At 65.4% G+C, this 17,002-nt stretch carries 14 protein-coding genes, 1 tRNA gene and 3 pseudogenes; 7 read left to right on the top strand and 11 right to left on the bottom strand.

Annotation, left to right across the window (positions count from 1 at the left end; genetic code table 11):
- Positions 1-60: 60 nt before the first annotated feature.
- The 7 genes from ACTHQV_RS05125 to ACTHQV_RS05095 form a co-directional block, all read right to left on the bottom strand.
- Positions 61-456, bottom strand: coding sequence for a hypothetical protein (locus ACTHQV_RS05125; RefSeq protein WP_440488697.1), 396 nt, complete (start codon positions 454-456; stop codon positions 61-63).
- Between the two features lie 19 nt (positions 457-475).
- Positions 476-1,198 carry a hydroxyacylglutathione hydrolase gene (gene gloB, locus ACTHQV_RS05120; RefSeq protein WP_440488883.1) on the bottom strand — a complete coding sequence of 241 codons (723 nt, stop codon included), beginning with the start codon at positions 1,196-1,198 and terminating at the stop codon, positions 476-478.
- Positions 1,195-1,614, bottom strand: a complete 420-nt coding sequence (locus ACTHQV_RS05115; RefSeq protein ID WP_440488695.1) for a VOC family protein — start codon at positions 1,612-1,614, stop codon at positions 1,195-1,197. The genes gloB and ACTHQV_RS05115 overlap by 4 nt, the downstream gene beginning before the upstream one ends.
- Before the next feature lie 62 nt (positions 1,615-1,676).
- Positions 1,677-2,429 (bottom strand): tetratricopeptide repeat protein, encoded by a 753-nt coding sequence (locus ACTHQV_RS05110; protein WP_440488693.1) that lies wholly within the window; start codon positions 2,427-2,429, stop codon positions 1,677-1,679.
- Complete coding sequence (locus ACTHQV_RS05105) at positions 2,429-3,139, bottom strand: alpha/beta hydrolase (protein ID WP_440488692.1); 711 nt, start codon at positions 3,137-3,139, stop codon at positions 2,429-2,431. Before ACTHQV_RS05105 ends, ACTHQV_RS05110 begins: the two co-directional genes overlap by 1 nt.
- Positions 3,140-3,182: 43 nt before the next feature.
- Complete coding sequence (locus tag ACTHQV_RS05100; RefSeq protein ID WP_440488690.1) at positions 3,183-4,151, bottom strand: glycoside hydrolase family 5 protein; 969 nt, start codon at positions 4,149-4,151, stop codon at positions 3,183-3,185.
- A 74-nt stretch (positions 4,152-4,225) separates the two neighbouring features.
- Positions 4,226-4,357, bottom strand: coding sequence for a hypothetical protein (locus tag ACTHQV_RS05095; RefSeq protein ID WP_440488688.1), 132 nt, complete (start codon positions 4,355-4,357; stop codon positions 4,226-4,228).
- Between the two features lie 110 nt (positions 4,358-4,467).
- Here ACTHQV_RS05095 and ACTHQV_RS05090 point away from each other — a divergent pair.
- Positions 4,468-4,542 (top strand) — tRNA-Thr (locus ACTHQV_RS05090).
- 173 nt (positions 4,543-4,715) lie between these two features.
- Here ACTHQV_RS05090 and ACTHQV_RS05085 read toward each other — a convergent pair.
- A complete protein-coding gene (locus ACTHQV_RS05085; protein ID WP_440488687.1) occupies positions 4,716-5,477 on the bottom strand; it encodes a hypothetical protein in 762 nt (253 codons plus the stop codon).
- Between ACTHQV_RS05085 and ACTHQV_RS05080 the strand changes: the two are divergent.
- Positions 5,477-5,842: pseudogene (locus ACTHQV_RS05080) on the top strand (integrase core domain-containing protein); the annotation flags it as partial. The gene ACTHQV_RS05085 and the pseudogene ACTHQV_RS05080 sit on opposite strands and share 1 nt — an antisense overlap.
- A 154-nt stretch (positions 5,843-5,996) precedes the next feature.
- Here ACTHQV_RS05080 and ACTHQV_RS05075 read toward each other — a convergent pair.
- The 3 genes and pseudogenes from ACTHQV_RS05075 to ACTHQV_RS05065 all read right to left on the bottom strand — a co-directional run bounded on the left by ACTHQV_RS05075 (position 5,997) and on the right by ACTHQV_RS05065 (position 8,892).
- Positions 5,997-6,795, bottom strand: a pseudogene (locus ACTHQV_RS05075) (IS5 family transposase).
- Positions 6,796-6,883: 88 nt separating this feature from the next.
- A pseudogene (locus tag ACTHQV_RS05070) lies at positions 6,884-7,029 on the bottom strand (IS3 family transposase); the annotation flags it as partial.
- Between the two features lie 297 nt (positions 7,030-7,326).
- Positions 7,327-8,892, bottom strand: coding sequence for a PLP-dependent aminotransferase family protein (locus ACTHQV_RS05065; protein ID WP_440488686.1), 1,566 nt, complete (start codon positions 8,890-8,892; stop codon positions 7,327-7,329).
- Here ACTHQV_RS05065 and ACTHQV_RS05060 point away from each other — a divergent pair.
- From ACTHQV_RS05060 to ACTHQV_RS05040, 5 genes are all read left to right on the top strand, one after another.
- On the top strand, positions 8,868-11,585 hold the full coding sequence (locus ACTHQV_RS05060; RefSeq protein WP_440488684.1) for a M16 family metallopeptidase: 2,718 nt from the start codon (positions 8,868-8,870) through the stop codon (positions 11,583-11,585). The two genes, ACTHQV_RS05065 and ACTHQV_RS05060, sit on opposite strands and share 25 nt — an antisense overlap.
- A 72-nt stretch (positions 11,586-11,657) precedes the next feature.
- Entirely contained in the window at positions 11,658-13,958 is a 2,301-nt protein-coding gene (locus ACTHQV_RS05055) for a TonB-dependent siderophore receptor (RefSeq protein ID WP_440488683.1), read from the top strand.
- Between the two features lie 17 nt (positions 13,959-13,975).
- Complete coding sequence (locus ACTHQV_RS05050; RefSeq protein ID WP_440488682.1) at positions 13,976-15,778, top strand: ABC transporter ATP-binding protein/permease; 1,803 nt, start codon at positions 13,976-13,978, stop codon at positions 15,776-15,778.
- Between the two features lie 48 nt (positions 15,779-15,826).
- On the top strand, positions 15,827-16,150 hold the full coding sequence (locus ACTHQV_RS05045) for a thioredoxin family protein (protein WP_440488681.1): 324 nt from the start codon (positions 15,827-15,829) through the stop codon (positions 16,148-16,150).
- A complete protein-coding gene (locus tag ACTHQV_RS05040) occupies positions 16,147-16,992 on the top strand; it encodes a hypothetical protein (protein WP_440488680.1) in 846 nt (281 codons plus the stop codon). Before ACTHQV_RS05045 ends, ACTHQV_RS05040 begins: the two co-directional genes overlap by 4 nt.
- Positions 16,993-17,002: the final 10 nt, after the last annotated feature.

Genomic DNA, 17,002 nt, shown 5'->3' with positions numbered 1-17,002 from the left:
CCGGTTCGCTTGGGCCACCCAGGTTCTCGACAAGCTCGAACCAAACGGAATGGACTGGTCTCATCCAACCTTGTCATACGGCACGAAGTCCCCGAACGTGCAGTCACCCGAGGCGATCGGCACGCCGCGGTCGACCAGCCGGAAGCGATCGTTGCGGCAGACATTCGTCCCGTACAGGATCGACACCACGATCTGGTCGTCGCGCAGGAACGGGCAGCGATCGCGCACCTGCGTCCGCCACAGTCGCTTGCCGCTCTGGCGATAGATCAGCGAATCGCCGACGATCTGCGGCCCGTCGATGAACCCGGTCGGCAGGCAGTTTTCGGGCTTGCCCGCGACCCGCCCTTCCAGCGTTTTGGCAAGCAACTGATCTCGCTTCGCCTGCGTCTCCGCCTGTTGCTGCGGCGTTGCGCACGCGCCCAGCAACAGCGCCGCCGTCCATGCCCATCGTTTCATGCCGACTCTCCTCTACCGATCAGAACGCATCCTTCGCCGCGCGGTGCCGTGCCAGTTCCTCAGCCGAAGCGCTGCGCAGAAACGGATTGGTCGCCAGTTCGGCACCGACCGTCGTGGGCACCGTCGCATCGCCCTTCGCGCGCATCGCCTCGACCGCCGCCATCCGCTCGACGATCGCCGCATTGTCCGGCTCGGCGACCAGCGCATAGCGCCCGTTCGACAGCGTATATTCGTGGCCGCAATAGACCCGCGTATCGGCCGGCAGCGTCGCATAGCGCCGCATATTCGCGAACATCTGTTCCGCCGTCCCTTCGAACAGCCGCCCACAGCCCATCGCGAACAGCGTGTCGCCGGTGAACAGCAGCGCATCGTCGGCAAAGTGGAACGCGATATGCCCAGCGGTATGGCCGGGCACCGACCACACGGTCGCGTGGTGCTCACCGATCGACAGCATCGCGCCTTCGCCGACGCCGCGGTCGAGATCGGCGATCTTTGCCCGCTCCGCCTCCGGCCCGGTCACCTCGGCACCGGTCGCCGCCTTGATCTCCGCATTGCCGCCGACATGGTCGGGGTGCCAGTGCGTGTTCCAGATCGCCGTGATCGTCCAGCCCCGTTCCGCCGCCGCGTCGAGCAACGGCTGCCCCTCGCCCGGATCGATTGCCACCGTCTCCCCGCTTGGCTTATCGTGCAGCAGCCACGCATAATTGTCGGAAAGGACGGGGACGCGGACGACCTCCATCACCACGTCCCCACATTGGGCATCGATGCCCAGGGTTCGGCGGCGGGTAGCGATCCGTCCTGCAACAGCTCGATCGAGATGCCGTCAGGCGTCTTTACGAACGCCATGTGCCCGTCGCGCGGTGGACGGTTGATCGTCACCCCGGCATCCATCAGCCGCCGGCACGTCGCATAGATATCGTCGACCCGGAACGCCAGATGCCCGAAATTGCGCCCGCCGCTATAGGCTTCGGGGTCCCAATTATGGGTCAGCTCGACCTCGGCCACGCCCTCCTGCCCCGGCGCGGCGAGGAAGATCAGCGTGAAGCGGCCCCGGTCATTGTCCATGCGCCGGACCTCGGTCAGGCCCAGCATCTTGAAAAAGGCGATGGTGGCGTCCGGGTCGCTTACCCGGATCATGGTGTGGAGATAGCGGGTCATCGGCGGCTCCGTTGGGGTAGGCCCCGGCATATCGGATCGCCACCGCACCACCGCAACCGCGCTCAGGCCGGCGGCAGCGTGTCGAGCGCGGCGGACGCCGCCTTCGCCTGCGGACTGTCGGGGGCCAGCCGCTGCACCGCCTCGAACGCCGCGCGTGCCGCCTTGGCATTGCCCGACAGCCCGGCGATATTGCCCGCCTCCAGCTGTACCGACGGATCATCGGCCGACCGCCGCACCGCCTCGGCAATATCGGTCCGGGCGCGGGGCAGGTCATCGGTCCGGCGCGCGAGCGTCGCCGAGAGCAGCCACGCCAGCGGATCGGCCGGCGCGTCCTTCAGCGCGCGATCGATGTCGCCGCGCGCCCCTGCCATGTCTCCCGCCGCGACGCGCACCCGCGCCCGGTCGAGCTGCGCCTCGCCGCGCGCTAGCCCGGTCAGCGTTCCGCTGGCCAGCGCCGCATCCAGCGCGGTCCCCGCCGCGGCGGTATCGCCATCGGCCAGTCGCGCATTGCCCGCTTGCGCCCAGTAATTGGCGGCGCGGGCGTCCTTCGCCACTTCCGCCTCGCGTGCCGCCTGTTCGAACGCCTCTGCCGCCGCGCCCCATTTCTGCCGCGTCGCATAGCTCATGCCAAGGCATTGACGGGCAAGGAACCCGCCCCCCGCCAGCCGCCACTGCCCCGCGATCCGTTCGGCCACATCGGGCGTCGTCGTCGCCGCATCGACGCACTGGTCGTAGCGCGCCTCGGGCGTGGCACCAGCGGGAAGCTGCGGCCCGGCGGCGGCCTGAAGGGCAAGGAACAGCAACGGCGACAACATCAGGGCAACACATCCTCGACCGCACGCAGGATCAGCGCGATATCGCCGTCGCGCGACAGGCGATGATCGCCATCCTTAACCAGGATCGTCTGCACATTGGCTGAACGAAGCCGCGCCGCGAGATGGACCGTTCGCTCCCACGGCACATCGGCATCGCGCTGTCCCTGCACCAGTTGCACCGGCACGTCGATCGGCACCTCGCCGTGCATCAGCCGGTTCGCCTCGCCCGATGCCCAGAAGGCGCGGGTGAACACGGTCGGCGTATCGGCATAGGGCGACGGCCGCTGGATCCGCCCTTGCGTTAGCATCGCCATCTTCTCCGCTTGCGAAAAGCCCCAGTCGGTGAAGTCAGGCGCGGGGGCGATGCCGACCAGCCCGACGATCCGGTCGGGTCGCGCGCGGGCGGCGAGCAGCGCGATCCAGCCGCCCATCGACGATCCGACCAGCACCACCGGCCCTTCGATCGCCTGGTCGATCATCGCCAGCGCGTCGTCGACCCATCCGGCCAGCGTCTGTTCCTCGAACACGCCGGGGCTCTCACCGCACCCGGCATAGTCGAACCGCAGGAACGCCTGGCCCCGTGCCTTCGCCCAGGCTTCGATCGCCAGCGCCTTGGTCCCGGTCATGTCGGACGCATAGCCGGGCAGGAACAGGATCGTCGGGCCGGACCCAGGTGCGTGACGATAGGCGAGCGGACGGGGATCGGTCATGCCCGCGTCCATGCCATGCGCAGGCGCGCGACGAAAGCCGCGCTCAGCGCAGCCCGCGCAGATGCCCCCGCACCAGCCGCCCCGATTGGGTCAGGTCGCGCTCCTGCCAGCCGGCTAGCGCCACAGTCGCCGGCTTCAGGATCGCCGACGCCTCGTCCTTGTTGGCGACCGACCAGTTGAGATAGCTGACCCCGTTCCTCGCGCACCAATCCCACCAGGTCCGCGTCTCGGCGGCGTCGATCGGCGCATCGCCATTGGCGGCGGTGGTCCCATATTCGGTGACGAACAGCGCGATACCCCGCCGCATCGCTAGATCGGCCTTGGCGCGCAGTTCCGCCTTATGCGTCGCGGCGTAGAAATGCAGCGTATAGGCGACATTGGCGAAGGGCAGCGGATCGGCCGCGGCTTCGTCGACGTCCTGCGACCAGCTGCGCGTGCCGGCGACGACGAACGCGTCCGGATCGATCGCCCGGATCGCCCCGATCACGCGGGTGTGATAGGGTTTGAGCACCGCGGCCCAGCCATGTTCGGGCAGCGGCTCGTTATAGGTCTCGTAGATCAGGTTCGGCACGCCGCGATATCTGCGCGCGATATGGCTGAAGAAACGGACCGCATCGTCAGCGCGCGGCTGATGCGCATGCCAGTCGACCACGACATAGATGCCGCGCGCGATCGCCGCATCGATCACCGTCTCGGCGCGCTTCGTTTCTTCGGCAGGCTGCGCATCATATCCGCCCGACTGCGCGCCGATCGCCGCACGCACCACGCTCACGCGCCAGTCGCGCACCAGCCAGTCGATCGTCGCCGGGTCGTAATAGCGCGGCTGCCATTGGCTCCAGAACAGCGACATGCCGTGCACTGCGTAAGGCCTGCCCTGCGCATCGACGACGCGGTTGCCCTTTACCGCCAGCCGGCCGTGCGACGCGACCGGCGACCCGTTCGGCGCGGCGGGCGCCGCCCATGCCGCCTGCCCGATCAGCAACGCGACCAGCAACAACCACCAGCGACGCATGACACCTCTCCCTGTTCGTTGCCGGCAGGGTGGCGATCCGTGTCAACGCTGTCAACGCGCCAACCTGTAGCGACCTATTGCTCCGGCGGAGTGTCCGGTTCGGCCTGCGGCACCGAATCAGCGATCTCGCGCGCCTGCCCTTTCCGCCGTCGGAGATTCTGTCGAAGCGCCTGTGCCAGCCGCGCCTTGCGTTCGTCGTCGTTCATTCGCGCTTTCTATGCTTTTCTTCGCTAATCCGACAACCGTCGCTTGACTTCCCGACCAATGCCTGCACATAGGCCCCTCCCGCCGCCGGGGGTTCCCCTCGGCTCGGAGTGCTGCCGTAGCTCAGTGGTAGAGCGCATCCTTGGTAAGGCTGAGGTCGTGAGTTCAATCCTCACCGGCAGCACCATTTTCTTTGACATTGACCCTTAAGACGTTCGCTTTTTTCACTTAAGCGAACATCGCAGGACGACGTCGGCCCCTGCGAGAGCGCGATCGATCAATGTGGAAGCGGCGTTCACCGGATCGTCAGAGGTAGGCGAGCCAACCCGCGACATCGTCCCTGAGCCAACCGATCGCATCCTACCGAGGGCAGCCCTGCTTATCCAACATGTGCTCCAAACGTGCCGGGTGAATAGCAGTTCGGGCAGACAATTCGGCGAGCGTCACCCTCGTGCGGGCGAGCGTCAGCACGTAGTCGATAGGACGCCGAAGCGACTGACCGGCTTTTGGAGAGCTGACAAGCAGGTTGGCGTGCTTGAGCGGTAGGTTCAGGATTTCGATGGCGTCTCGCTGGGAGACCTGCCGAATGGGCACGTCGTCCTCGGCCTCGGTCTCGAAGGTTCTGATCCTCGCGGCATCCGATCCGGACAGGAAGATGCCCTCGATTGAAACCTTCTTCATCACGAAGGGGATTCGACCCGTGATCAGCTCCCTGAAGATGGCTCCCCACGGCTTGACGCCTCCTCCGATCGCGCGGGCGGCCACCCGTAGTGAAACCGGGTCACGCAGATCGGACGATGGGGCGCGCCTACGAAGGACGTCCGCGAAGCGGACGAACTCGGCCTCGTCGATCTCAAACGGTCCGTAGTGATGAGCGATGTACGGGTTATCTGAGAGGCGTATCAGGCCCTCCCGAGCCAGCAGTGGAATGGCGTATTGGGGCAGGCGCAGTCGGTGGGAAGCCGCCTCGGGACCGACGCGGGAGGAGAGGAAGGCGTCGAGCGTCTCGATTTCCCCAAGATCGAGGGTGGGCAGGAGCCGGTTGGCCCGCAGGCATACCCTCGTCTCGAGCAGCCCGGCCCGTCGCGCCGCGAGCGTCCTCTCCTCCTGCCCGGTGAGCAAAGCCGCTCCTGATTGTCAGCGACAATGGCACCGAGCTCACCTCGGTCGCCATCCTGCGTTGGTCGCAGGAACGGCAGGTCCAGTGACATTACGCACCCGGCAAGCCAACCCAGAACGCCTTCTTGGAGAGCTTTAACGGTCGCCTGCGCGACGAGTGCCTCAACGAGACACTGTTCACCTCGCTGGCCCACGCCAGAGCGGTGTTGGCAGCCTGGCGCCTCGACTACAACACCGTCAGGCCCCACTCCCAGCTCGGCGGGCGCGCCCCCGCCCAGATAGCCGGCCAACATGGTCCGGGGCATGCCCCGGACCATGTTGGCATCCCCTCAACCCTTAAGCATGAACCCCAAGGATTCTACGTTTGAGTGGTAACAAGACGGGGAGCACGTCAAACGGCACGTTATTATCGCTCGAAAAGACATTCATCCTCGCATTGATGGCATCGGCATGCAGCCCGATCATGCGACCGTCGGTGCCGTATACCGCGAACGGGTTGGTCGGATTAGACTGCGTCTGCATTTAGCGCAGCCAGATCATGCCGCACGCAAGATGAACGAAGCCCATGAAGGCGGTAATGGTTTTCTCGCAGCGCAGGACGATGCGCCGGAAGCGCTTACGCTTGTTGAAGAAGCATGCGACTTGATGGCGTTCCTTGTAGAGGCGCCAATCAATGGGAGGTTTGGCGGTTCGGCTTGGATTAGCCTTGACTTGTAGAGGCGCCAATCAATGGGAGGTTTGGCGGTTCGGCTTGGATTAGCCTTGATCTGCGCGGTGGCGCCAAGGTCGTCGGCGATGAAGGTGCGCAGGAGATCGGCGTCATAAGCGGGATCGGGGATGACGTGGCCGACGCCCTTCAAGCCATTCAGCAGCGTCTCGGCCTAGGGGCGATCGCCCCGCTGGCCGGGCGTCGCATGGATACGGATCGGCAGCTCGAAGGCATCGACGGCTGCATGCAGTTTGGTCGTTAGGCCACCCCGAGATCGCCCAATCGCGGCAGCTTCAGCCCTCCTTTTGCGCCTGCCGCATCGGCATGGATTTTCGAGATGGTGCTGTCGATCAGGACGTACTCGCAGTCCGGCGTATCGGCCAGGCTATGGAAAAGTCGTTCCCATACACCGGCATGCGACCAGCGTCGGAACCGGGCATGCACCCCTGTCCAATTGCCGAATACCTCTGGCAGGTCGCGCCAGCGCGTCGCATTGCCAGCCATCCACAGGATCAAGTCCACGAACAGCCGGTTGTCCACGCCGCTGCGACCGCGTGTCCCCTCCCGGCTAGGAAGATATCCAGCGATCCGCTCCCATCGCTTATCCGTCAGCGTGCGTCTGCTCTAGGCTCGGCTCCTTCGCCAGCCTTGAATCAGAACTCACCGCAAATGCGAATCCTTCAAATGCAGACGCCGCCTAGCGGACCTGCCGGTTGCTGATCACGTCGTCGCCCCAGCAACCGCTACGCCCTCACCTTCCAGCATGAGACGCCGCTAGCGATACGGCAGGTTCGGCGCCATGCCGTTGCGGCGCGCCACCGTCGATACGCTCTCACGACCATCAAGCATTCCCCGCGGCGTTTTCTCTGCCGTAATCTTCTGGCTGTGATCGGCAAGTCCTGACCATAAGCATTTCGCGGTAACCGAGTATGAAATGCTACATTGCTATAATGTTCACCTTGAGATGCCTTCGTGTCGTTTTTCGCAAAGATGGAATTACCCTATTGCCTGAGCGATCGATTGAATGATTGTTGGTATCGCATCGAATCGGCAAAACCTGCTGGTCAAATTACCGGGAGGGCATAGACTTCGCAGCATCGGGAAACATAGACGAAATGTGCGTGCGACCCGACAAGATGCGCGCTACAGGCACTCAGCCAGCGTCGATATCGCGGTCGGGGTCGTCGTGGTGACGTTAAACCGCATAAAGGAGCTATCCAGTTTCGGTGCGGAGAAATGGGACCCTGGTGCCGTGAGAAATCCGTGCCGCAACATGTGCCGCGCTATCCCCATCGCCGATCTCGCGGCGCCAAGGTCGGCCCACAGGAACATGCCTCCCACTACCGGTGCGATGGCGGCGGGTATGGACGATGCCAAAGCGTGCCGGACGATGGTGGCGCGCTGGGCCAGGTAGGCGCGGATACGCTCGCATCGCCGACGATAGGAACCGTCGCTCAGTACGCGGTACAGGACGCGTTCCTGAAGCAGCATGTTGCCCAGCCCCTGCACCGGACGAAAGAGCCGCAACAGCGCCATGCGGTGTTCGTTCGCAACGACATAGCCGGTGCCGACATCAGGTGTTAGGATATGCGACGATCCGCCGACGTGAATGACCTGTTCCAACTGGTCGAGGACGATCAGTGGAACGGCCGCCGACCCACCGGACAGAGGTGCCAGATCGGCATAGCTCGCATCGTCGACCAGCAGCATGTCGAATTCGGCTGCGATTTCGATCAGCTTGCGGGCCTTGTGCAGTGAAATCGAACTGCCGGTCGGATTCTGCAACACCGACGTCATCAGGAACATGGCCGGTCGGTATCGTTCGCATAGCAGCCGCAGCACGTCGATATCGGGGCCATCCGCCTCACGCGGCACGCGCATGATCTCCGCGCCCTGCGCCAGCAGGACGGATGTGTGGATGAACGAGGAAGGCTCTTCGATCAGCACCAGGGAACGGTGGCGGATGAAGGTGCGGACGACCAGGCTCAATCCCGCCACGCAGCCCGGAACGGTCATGATCGACGACAATGGTACGTCCACCCCGTCGATGCGCAGCTTGTTCTGCAATTCCTGTCGCAGCGGCAGATACCCCGCGGGGCTCCCATATTCGCCCCGCCGCAGGCTGCTGGCAGCCACGCCGCGCACCACCCGATGCAGCTCGTCGATCGACCCGTCGTCGTGCAGCAGCACGCCGCTGCCGGGGCAGCGTTCGGGCGGCAGGCTCGAATGGATCAGCTGGAACGGCTCGAGGTCTACCGCAGGGCGCGGCATCGTTTCCCGGGGGCGGGCGACCGCCGGTGCCGCGACATAGAATCCTGCACCGCGACGGGCGTACAGATGTCCGCCGGCAACCAGCTTGTCATAACCGCGCTGTACCGTGTCGCGACTGACGCCCTCCTGCGCGGCCATCGCCCGGATCGACGGGAGCCGTTGATCGGGGATCAACCGGCCTTCGCCGATACTTCGGGCGATGGTGCGGACAATGCGCTCGACCTGACTGGTATCGGCCGTTGCCCCACCGGACTGCGGGTCGGAATTGTCCTTGTCGTTGGGATAGGACAGGCTGGTCATCTTTTGTGAGATTGGCCTGAAGCCAAGCCGGCTGCAATTGGTAATGTCGAGGGATGGGTACATCCTTTCCGATTGTTGCGCTGATTGCCGCCGTTGCGAACGGCACTTCCGCGTTGCCTCCGACAGCGCGGGGTCCATCGTCGAAACCGCCGGTCAAGGCAGCGGCAACCCTGCGCGCGGCGATCACCGACCCGGTCACGCGGTTCACGCTGGCGAACGGTCTGAAGGTGGTGGTGCAGACCAACCGGCGCGTTCCGCTCGTCACTGCGACGCTGGTCTACAATGTCGGATCAAAGGACGAGAAGCCAGGGCAGCATGGCTATGCCCATCTGTTCGAGCATCTGATGCTCGACGGCAGCGAACACTGGAACCAGCATTCGTTCAATTCGCTGCGCGACCTGGGGGCGACGGACTTCAACGCCGCCACGAACCAGGACACGACCCGCTTCTACGAAACCTTCCCCAGGGCGGCGCTGGAGCGCGTATTGTTCCTCGAAGCCGACCGGATGGGGTATGTCGGCCCAGCGCTGACGGCCGATCGGATCAAGCGCGAGGTCGGCGTCGTGCTGAACGAAAAGCGCCAGCGCGCCGCGCAGAGCGACGGCACGACCGACGCGATCACCTATGCCGACCTGTATCCCGCCGACCACCCGTATCACCACAGCACGATCGGCGAGGAAGCCGATCTGAACGCCGTGACCGTCGATGGGGCACGGCAATGGTTCGACACCTATTACGGCCCGTCGAACGTGACGCTGATCCTGGCCGGTGACGTGACCGGCGAAGACGCGCGGCGGCTGGTCGAGAAATATTTCGGCGGCCTTTCCCCCCGCCTCCCGCTCGACCGGTTGCTGACGCGCAGCACGCCCCTGATGGGCCCGGTCCGGCGCGAAGTATATCGCGCGGTGCCTAAGGGGCGTATCTACGCGACCTGGATCGCCCCGCCCCAGGGGTCGCCGGACATCGCGTCGTTCGACATCACCGCGCAGATCATGGCGGCGGGCACGCGGTCGCGGCTGAACAGGCGGCTGGTCGAGGAGATGGGAATCGCCACCGCTGCCTTCGTGACGTTCGACGAAGGGCGGCTGTCGAGCCGCATGGGCTTCGTCGTCGACGGCATTCCGGGCGACCAGATGGCCCGTGCCGAAGCGGAAGTCGATGCCGTCATCTCGAACTATGTCGCCACCGGGCCGACGCCCGACGAACTGGAAGCCGCGCGGGCCGCGCGCATCCAGTATCTTGTCGGGTTGCAGGGCAGCACGTCGAGCAAGGCGTTCCTACTGGCGCGCGCCGCGGGGCAGACGACCGACCCGGAATATGCCGAAACCTATCTGCGCGAACTGCGCAACGCGACGCCGGACAGCGTACGCACGACGATCGCTCCTGTCTATGGCAGTCCCGGCTATCGCCTTATCGCGCGACCGATGCCGCAACTTCAGCCGACCCCTGGCGGCTACGACCTGACGCAGGGACCGCCACCGATAGGAACGATTGCGCCGATCGTCTTCCCGAAAGTGCAGCAGGCGCAACTGTCGAACGGGCTGAAGGTCGTGCTGGTCCCGCGGCCCGGTTCCACGACCGATGTCGTGCGCCTGCGCTTTGACAATGCGGGTTTCGCGGGCACGTCGCGACAAATGGCGACGTTCGTCTTCGATCTCCTTGCCGGGGGGAAGGTGACCCCCGAGCAACGTGCCCGTGCCGAGCGAGTGGAGCGACTGAAGGGCTGGGCCGGCAACATGGTCGATGCCGACAGCGCCGACGTGGTAATGGGTTGGGGCGCGGGCGAACGCGGCGATGGCCTGGCGTTCCTCGGTGATGCATTGACAAAGCTCGACGTGTCGCCGGTGGCGCTCGCTGCGCAGAAGAAGGCGCGGATCGACATGCTGACCGCTGCCCAGGCGAACGGCAATGCCGTCGCCGAACGCGCCCTGTACGCCGCGCTGTACGGCGACAGCCATCCTTATGGGCGCCCACTGAAGCCGACCGCCGAGGTTCCGACGGTAGCGGCGATCGACCCGGCGACCGTGAAAGAATGGGTCCGGGGGCATGTGCGTCCCGACCGTGCGACGCTTTATATGGCGGCCGACGCCGATATGGCGACGTTGAAGCCGATGCTGGAGAAGGCGCTGGCCGGCTGGACCGCAACCGGGCTCGCCGCGCCGGTACCGGCGATTCCCCCGGCACATGGTACCGCCACGCCTTCGCTCACCGTCATCGATCGGCCGGGGGCGACGCAGACCTTCATCATGGCTGGTCGGATCCTCCGCGCCGCACCCGGCGCCGACAGCGTCGATGCGACGGCGGCCTGGGCAGCGAACGAGGTGTATGGCGGCAATTCCACCGCCCGGATCGGCAGCAACCTCCGGGTCGACAAGGGCTGGACCTATGGCATCGGGTCCGGGCTGTACGACACCCGCGGGGAACGCCGCTGGATTCTGGCCGGCAGAGTAGAGCGCGACCACAGCGGGGAATCGGTCGCCGAACTCATCAAGGAAATGCGCGGACTGACGACCGACCGCCTGCCGCAACAGGCGGAACTGGACCGGATCGCTTCCGCCGCGGCGAACCAGAATGCCGCGAAGCTGGAGGGAGATGCCGATATTCTTCAGGCAATGGCCGAGGCGCAATCGGACGGGTTGCCGTACGATGATGTCGTGCGCCGGCCGGACCGACTGCGCGCGCTGACGCTGGAGCAGTTGCGCAGCGCCGCGGGGCTGCTGGCCGATCCAAACAACGTGCACTGGGTACTGGTCGGCGACTGGCAGGCCATCCGCGATCAGTTTGCGAATCTGAAGCTTGGGACACCGGTGGTGATCCAGCCGGATCGTTGAATTCGGTCCGTGCCGGTACGTCAACAAGGCGGCCGGGCAGGGCACGGACCTCAAAAAAGGGCAAGGGAAAACATGCGTTCACGTCACGTCGTCGCTGCCAGCCTACTGGCGCTTGCCGCCTGTGTACCGGGGGTGGCACAGGCGAAGACCCATTCGCAGCCCGCGCTGCCGCTCAGCGAAGCGTTGCAGCGGATTGCGGCGGAGTGGGACACGCCGCTGAACATCGATCCGGACGCAGTGCGGGGCATCACGTCGCGCCCGGTCGATGATGCGAAGTCGCCGCGCGACGCGGTGGCGCAGGCGACGCGCGGGCTGCCGGTCGCCGTGGACGTGAACGACGCCGGTGTCATCACGATCGTGAACGACATCCTCGTCGTCGCCCGCCCAGACGAGGCGGAAATGAACGTCCTGGTTCGTGGCGCGACTAGTTCCTCGCGCCTTGGCCAGTCGCTGCGCGACCAGGCCCGCAATACCCAGGTCATCTCTGCCAAGCTGCTGCAACAGCAACAGGCGCAGACCATGGCCGAGGCGCTGGCCAACGCCGGTGGCGTGGTGGTCAACACCGCGACCGTGCAGGGCGGCGTCGGCTATTCGGTGCGCGGGTTTGCGGCGCAGGGCGCCGTTAACGGACTGCCGTCGGCTTCCAACTCGAATTTCGCGGCAGGCACCACTCAGTCGCTCGCCAACATCGAACGGATCGAGGTGCTGAAAGGCCCCGACGCGATCCTGTTGGGCGGTGAGAATCTGGGCGGCACGATCAACATCGTTACGAAGAAGCCGAACGCCGAGGAGCGGCTCTATGTGTCGGCCGACACCGGCTCGTTCGGGTTGATCCGCGGTACGCTCGACGCCAATCGCGCGATTTCGAACGACAATCGGCTCAGCGCCCGCATCATCGCGACGGTGGCGGATGCCGACCGCAATTTCGGCGGCTATCGCGGCGACGAGGATTATCTGTTCGCGCCGTCGATCCGCTACAAGAATGCCGTGACCGATGTCATCGTCTCGGCGTCGCTTAGCAACCAGCTGTTCGGCATGGTGCCCTACACGCTGCTGAACACCACGACCGGCAAACCGTTCGACCTGCCCGGCGGACGCCGGCTGGTGGGTGGCCCGGACCAGGGCGTACAGATCGGCACCACCCAGTTCAACGGCGAGATTACGCAGAAGGTGGCCGACTGGCTGACCGTCGTCGCACGCCTGCAGCATCAGGACGTCAGTTTCGCGCTGAGCCAATATTCGCCGTTCGCGGTACTCAACAACAACGGCTTGTTGCTGCTGTCGCGCAGCGGCACGCGCCAGACGTCGAAAAGCGATGCGATCGACAGCTTTGCCCGCATCGCGTTCGACACCGGCAGCGTCACCCACAAGCTGGTCGCCGGCTTCACGCGAACCGATACCGACGTCAAGGCGATCTATGCCGATGACGGCGGCATGTTTCCGTACAACTTCCTGACCACGCCCCCGCCCGCGCTGCCGCCGCTCGCGGTCCGGTTCGGCAACGAAACGGGCACGATCGGCACGTTGCAGACGGGCTATTACGGGCAGTATCTCGTCGGTCTGGGTCCTATCCATCTCTCGGCCGGCCTGCGCCGCAACGAGATCCAGACGAGCAGCATCATCACCGGCCGCCGGCCCAGCTCGTCCTCTTCCGACCTTGCGGCAACGACGCCCAATTACGGTGCGGTCGTCGATATCAGCGAGAACTTATCGGTCTTCGGCACCCTGGCTTACGGGTATCGACCAACGTTCGTGTTCGATCGGCTTGGCAATCGCCTGCCCGATATCGAAAGCCGCAATAGCGAAACCGGCGTGAAATGGGATCTGTTCAACAAACGGGTGCTCCTCAACGCGTCCTGGTTCAGCATCCGCCAGAACATCGCGTTCGAACGCGACCCCCTGGCCCCGGCGTTCTCGCGCGTGGTGCCTGGCACACGGGGACGCGGCATCGATCTGAACGTCAGCGGCGAGCCGCTACGCGGCCTGACGGTGACGGGTGCGTTCACCCGTACCGACTATCGCCTGCTCCAGCCGTCGGCGAGCGTCGGCTTCGTGGTCGCCGGGGAGCCGCGCGACGTCTACAATCTCTATGGATCGTACCTGCACCGGTTCGGTGAAACGACCAGGGCGGGACTTGGCGCCGGCCTTACCGGACGGTCCAGTTCGTTCATCGACACGCGGGGGCTTTATACCATCCCGGCCGCGCTGTTCACGAACCTGAACGGGTTCCTGTCGATCGGGCGGCTGGACATCAATGTCGGCGTCCGCAACCTCTTCGACCGCGAAAACTACAACCCGACCCGCTCCACCAGCTATGTTCCGCTTGGCGAACCGCGGACCTGGCGGCTTACGGTCGGCTATCGTTTCTTCTGACACGGGACTGACCGCCGATGATGCCGCAACCCAGCCAGAGCGGGGAGGTCCGTCGTGAGACGGGCCTCGCCTCACCCCAGGCCGCGACCGCCCGTTGGCGCGATGCGTGGCGGCTGGTCCGCGGCTATTGGCGGTCGCCGGATTGGAAGTTCGCTTGGTTCGCGCTGATCACCCTGCTGTGCTTCCAGTTCGGCACTGCCTTCATCCTGCTGCGCACCAACCAGTGGCAGCGGCAGTTCTTCGATGCGATCGAGCAGCGCGAACAGGCGCAGCTTGTGCCGCTGATGCTCGTCTTCCTCGGGATCATGGGGTTGCAGGTCGCGATGATCCTCGCCGAAAACCTGATCGACGGCTTGCTGTCGATCCGGTGGCGGACGTTCCTGACGCGCGACTATCTCGACCGCTGGATGCGCCGCAATCGCTATGCGGAGATCGAGCGGCTGCGCATCATCGACAACCCCGACCAGCGTATCGCCGAAGACCTGAACAATATCACCGCCGCCGTCGGCATGTCGATCGGCGTACTGCACATCGCGCTGCGTCTGATCGGATCGATCGTCTCGGGTGTCACCTTCGCGATGATCCTGCTCGAAACGGCACCGCCGATCCGCTTCTCGCTCGGCGGCACGGCGTTCTCTATCCCCGGAAGCACCGTCTGGTACGCGGTCGGCTATGCGCTGATCGGTTCGTATCTGACCGCGAAGATCGGCCAACCCTTCGTCCGGGCAATGATGCGCCAGCAGCACCGCGAGGCCGATTTCCGCGCGGCTCTGATCCACGTCCGCCGCAACGCGCCGCAGATCGGCCTCGCCGGTGCCGTCGCGACCGAGCGGCAGGCGCTGGCACAATCGTTCGACGCGGTCCGCCTGAACTTTCGCTCGGTGATCTACAGCTCGCTCGGGCTTACGGCGGCAGGCAGCGTCTATGACCGGCTGGGCACGGTCGTACCGCTTTTCATCATGGTGCCGACCTATTTCGCGGGTGGCATGTCGTTCGGGCAGCTGATGGCCGGGCAGCAGGCCTTCGCCCAATTGGGGATGCAGCTCGGTTATTTCGTCAAAAGCTATCAGCTGATCGGTCAGCAGGTCAGCTACTTCAACCGTATCAAGGGGCTGGACGATGCGCTCGACGACGTTCGGCCTGCCGGCATCACCGTCAGGGCGGGAACGGCACCGGGGATCGCGCTGGCAACCGAAAATCTGGCGCTCCACCGTCCGCATGGCGAAGTGCTGATCCATGTCGGCGACTGGATGGTCCGCGACGGTGAACGCTGGGCGCTGCGCGGTGCATCCGGCACCGGCAAGTCGACGTTGGTCCGCGCGCTCGCCGGGCTGTGGCCCGACGGCCATGGTGGCGTCGTTCTGGCGGAGGAAAGCCGTGCGATGTTCGTGCCGCAACGGCTCTACCTGCCGCTAGGCACGCTGAAAGCCGCAGTCTGCTTTCCCGACCGGCCCGAGCAGCACGACGATGGGGTGATCCAGGGACTGCTGCGGCGGGTGCGGCTTGGCAACCTTGCCGACGACATTCACGGCCTGCGCCTGTGGCAGGATGAACTGTCGCCTGGCGAGCAACAGCGTATCGCGCTTGCGCGTATCCTGCTTCATCGCCCGGACGTGCTCGTCCTCGACGAAGCGACCAGTGCGCTCGACGCGGACAATGCCCGGCATTTCTACGAATGTGTCGGCGAAGCGTTGCCGGACGCGACGATCGTCAGCGTCATCCACGACGAGACGCTGCTGGCGCATCATACGCACACCCTGACCTCCGCCGATGGACAGGCACAGGCGGCCGTCATCCAGCAACCCACCGGGCGGGTCTGACACCGCCGCCACCGGCACCGACGCGTGCCGCAAAGGAACACGACAGCAATGGCCCGCACGATTACCGACGTTACCGGCATGGACTTTGCGGAAGTCACCGCCGGGCAGGAGATGACCCTCTTCGATCTGTGGTCGCCCGGCTGCGCGCCCTGTACCGCGCTTGCCCCGATCCTCGACGATCTCGCCAATGATTTCGCGGGCGAGGTGCGCATCTGCAAGGCGGATGTGGCAGCCGACGCGAGGCTCGGCGATCGGTTCGCGGTCCGGTCGGTACCGACGCTGGCGCTGTACCGCGACGGTGCCGAGATCGACCGGATCGTCGGGTTCCGTTCGCGGGCACAGCTCACCGCGTGGATCGAGGGATATCTGTGACCGGCGCGTTCGCAGGCGATCCGGCGATCAAGGCGGCGCTATGCGCCCGGCTGGAATCGCATGCAGCGAATGGTACGTTGCGCTTCGGTCCGACCGCGTGGGACGGATCGGGCGGCACGCCGCTGGGCGTCTCGACGCGGGGGGGTGACAGTGCCGATTATGCCGTAAGCTATGGCTATCCGCTGGCGTTGGCGGGCCTGCTGGATCCGATGACGGCGCATGCCGCCCCCGATCGTGCGGTCGATGCGGCTCTGACCTGGGTCGCCTGCATAGACGCCGGTGCCGACTTGTCGGAAGTGCCGCAGCGGATCGTCGACCATCTGCTGGCTGCCATGCACGCCGACCGGCTGGCTGCCCCCTACCGCGAAGAGCTACGCCGGCTGCACCTGCACGAGCGGGCCGGCAAACGACCGACACGCAGCGACTGGGCGGGCCTGCGCAGCCGGATCGAACGGGCGCTGGAGGCGGAGCCGCCGTCGAGCGACGGCCGGACCGCGCTGATGGCGTGCGCGACTGCGTGCTGGCCGCTCACGACCAGCAGTTCGGTGCTGCCGACGTTGATCTCTGTCTGGTTGAATGACGTCAATCGAGACCCTGAACCGCAATTCGGCGAGGTGTTGCGCCAACAGGCGCACGCCACGCTGGACGAAATCTACCGCGAAACGCAGCCACAACGCGATGCCGGCGCGCATCCCGATATTCCTGCGCTGTTCCGTGCCCGTGCGCCGGTACTCGCCGCGGCATTCGAAGCGCAGCTAGCCCGCAACAATGCCCGTTACCTGGAGCGCGCGCGCTCAGTGCCCGACATGGTGCTGACCCACCTCACCGCCGCCCGCCGCTGAATTCACGAAA

The organism is Sphingomonas sp. SAFR-052, assembly GCF_051965015.1.
Classification (GTDB): domain Bacteria; phylum Pseudomonadota; class Alphaproteobacteria; order Sphingomonadales; family Sphingomonadaceae; genus Sphingomonas.
This window is presented reverse-complemented; position numbering and strand designations above follow the sequence as displayed.